This is a genomic window from Streptomyces longispororuber (assembly GCF_014656095.1).
Classification (GTDB): domain Bacteria; phylum Actinomycetota; class Actinomycetes; order Streptomycetales; family Streptomycetaceae; genus Streptomyces; species Streptomyces longispororuber.
In genome coordinates this window covers 1-2,855 of sequence record NZ_BNBT01000305.1, presented here as the reverse complement: position 1 = coordinate 2,855, position 2,855 = coordinate 1, and the positions used below count along the sequence as shown (strand labels likewise).

The following is a 2,855-nucleotide window of genomic DNA, read 5'->3' as shown; positions in this document are numbered from 1 at the left end:
GCCGAGATCTGGCAGAACGTCCTCGGCGTCGACCGCGTCGGCGTCCACGACAGCTTCTTCGAACTCGGCGGCGACTCGCTGCGGGCCGTCGCCCTGGTGGGCGCGTTGCGCGAGGCCGGTTACGAGGTCGCCGTACGCGACGTCTTCGACCGCCGCAGCGTGGCCCGGCTCGCCGAACTCACCGGTGAGGCACGGGCTGAGGCCGTCGCCGACCACCGCGTCGCACCCTTCGAGCTGATCTCGGACGAGGACCGGGCGCTGCTGCCCGGGAACGTCGTCGACGCGTACCCGCTCGGGCAGAACCAGCTCGGCATGGTCATCGAGATGCTGGCTGACGACAGCCAGAACAACTACCACAACGTGTCGTCGTTCTGGGTCCGGGACGCGGCGCCGTTCTCCGCTGAGGCCTTCGCCGAGGCGGGCCGGCGGATCACGGCCCGGCACGAGATCCTGCGCACCTCGATCGACCTGTCCGGCTACTCGCGCCCGCTCCAGCTCGTCCACGACCGGGCCGAGATGACCATGGGCGTGCACGAGCTGACCGGGCTCGACGCCGACGCCGCGCGCGCGGAGGTCGCCGCGTTCGGCGAGGGCGAGCGCGCCAACGCCTTCGACATGGCGCGGCCCGGCCTGATGCGCTTCCACGCGCACACCACCTCGCACGGCGGCTGGTGGATCTCGGTCACCGAGTGCCACCCCATCATGGAGGGCTGGAGCTACCACTCGCTCCTCATGGAGGTCGTCACGACCTACCTGGCGCTGCGCGACGGCCGTGAGCCCGAGGCCGAGGAGACCCCGGACGTCCGCTTCGCCGACGCGATCGCGGCCGAGCTGAAGGCCCTGGACTCCGCGGAGGACCGCGCGTTCTGGGCGGACCTGGTCGGCTCGCACGCCAAGCTGACGCACCCCGAGGGCTGGGGCGACCCGGCCGCCGGCCAGCACGCCAGCTACAAGGCGGGCTTCAACTGGCGCGACCTGGAGCCGGGCCTGCGCGCCCTGGCCGCCGCCACCGACACCTCCATGAAGGCCGTCATGCTGGCCATGCACCTCAAGGTCATGAGCCAGCTCACCGCCGAGACGTCGTTCCACACGGGCCTCGTGTGCGACACCCGGCCCGAGGTCCTCGGCGCCGACCGCGTGTACGGCATGTACCTGAACACGCTGCCGTTCCCGTACACCCGCACCGCCGCCACCTGGGGCGACCTGCTGCGCCAGGTCTTCGACGCCGAGGTGCGCATGTGGCCGCACCGCGGCTACCCGCTGCCCGCCGTGCAGCGCGAGTGGGGCGGCACCGGCCGCCTCATGGACATCTACTTCAACTACCAGGACTTCCGTCAGCTCGACACGGACCTGGTGGACGCGCTGTCCGGCATGGACGACAGCCCCACGGAGTTCCCGCTCACCGTGTCGTCGCGCGCCGGGCACGTGATCCTCACCGCGAACCTGCGCTCCGTCTCACGGGAGAACGCCGACCGCCTCGCGGGCATGTACCGCGCGGTCCTGGAGTCCATGGCGCGCGAGGGCGCCGCGGGCGACGCGCGCGCCGTCTACCTCCCCGAGGGTGAGCGGGAGGCCGTCCTCCCGGCCGCCGTGCGCTCCTCGGAGGTCACGGCACTGGCGCACGAGCTGTTCGAGGCCCGCGCCGCCGAGCGGCCCGAGGCCGTCGCCGTCACCGCCGGTTCGGTGTCCCTGTCGTACGGGGAGCTGAACGCCCGCGCCAACCGCATCGCGCACCTCCTGCGCGACCGGGGCATAGGCGCCGAGGACCTGGTGGGTGTCCACCTCCAGCGCGGCGCCGACCTCATGCCCGCCATCCTGGGCGTCCTGAAGTCCGGCGCGGGCTACCTCCCGCTGGACCCGGCCAACCCCATGGACCGCCTCGGCTACGTCCTCGCCGACGCGGGTGCCCGCGTGGTGCTGACCACGTCCGACCTCGCCGGGAACCTCAGTGAGGTGTACGACGGCCAGGTGCTGGTCCTCGACGCCGCCGACACGGCCGCCGAGCTGGACGCCCGGCCCGTGGACAACCCGGCCCTCGTCTCGGGCCCGGACAACCTGATCTACACGATCTACACCTCCGGCTCGACCGGCAAGCCCAAGGGCGTGGCCCTGACGCACACCAACGTCGTGCGCCTGATGTCCACCGCCCAGGACCACTACGCCTTCGGCACCACCGACGTGTGGTCCATGGCCCACTCCTACGCCTTCGACGTCTCCGTCTTCGAGATGTGGGGCGCCCTCGCCTTCGGCGGCCACCTCGTCGTCGTACCCAAGGACGTCACCCGCTCCCCCGACGAGTTCATCGACCTGCTCGCCGACCACGGCGTCACCGTCCTGAGCCAGACGCCGACCGCCTTCCGCTCCCTCGTCACCGCCGCCGCGGGCGGGGACCTCCGGCTGGGGCGCCTGGCACTGCGTGCGGTGGTCTTCGCGGGCGAGAAGCTGGAAGTGGCCCAGCTCAAGCCGTGGACGGACCGGGTGGGTCTGGACCGGGTCGCGCTGGTGAACATGTACGGCATCACCGAGACCACCGTCCACACCACCTACCACCGCCTCGACGACCACGACCTCGCCCGCCCGGCCATGAGCCGCGTCGGCCACCCCCTCGCCGACCTCGCCGTCTACCTCCTGGACGCCCACGGCCACCCGGTCCCGCTGGGCATCCCCGGCGAGATCCACGTCGCCGGACCGGGTGTCGCCCGCGGCTACCTCAACCGGCCCGCGCTGACCGCCGAGCGGTTCGTCCCCGACCCGTTCAGCGGGGTGCCCGGCGCCCGCATGTACCGCAGCGGCGACGTCGCGCGCCGCCTGCCCGACGGCAGCCTCGAAGTCGTCGGCCGCATCGACGACCAGGT

The 2,855-nt window shown here is 72.4% G+C and carries 1 protein-coding gene; it reads left to right on the top strand.

The annotated features are described in order from the left end of the window. Window positions 1-2,855: non-ribosomal peptide synthetase (locus IE330_RS38275; RefSeq protein WP_190140788.1), on the top strand; the 2,855-nt coding region annotated here is incomplete at both ends.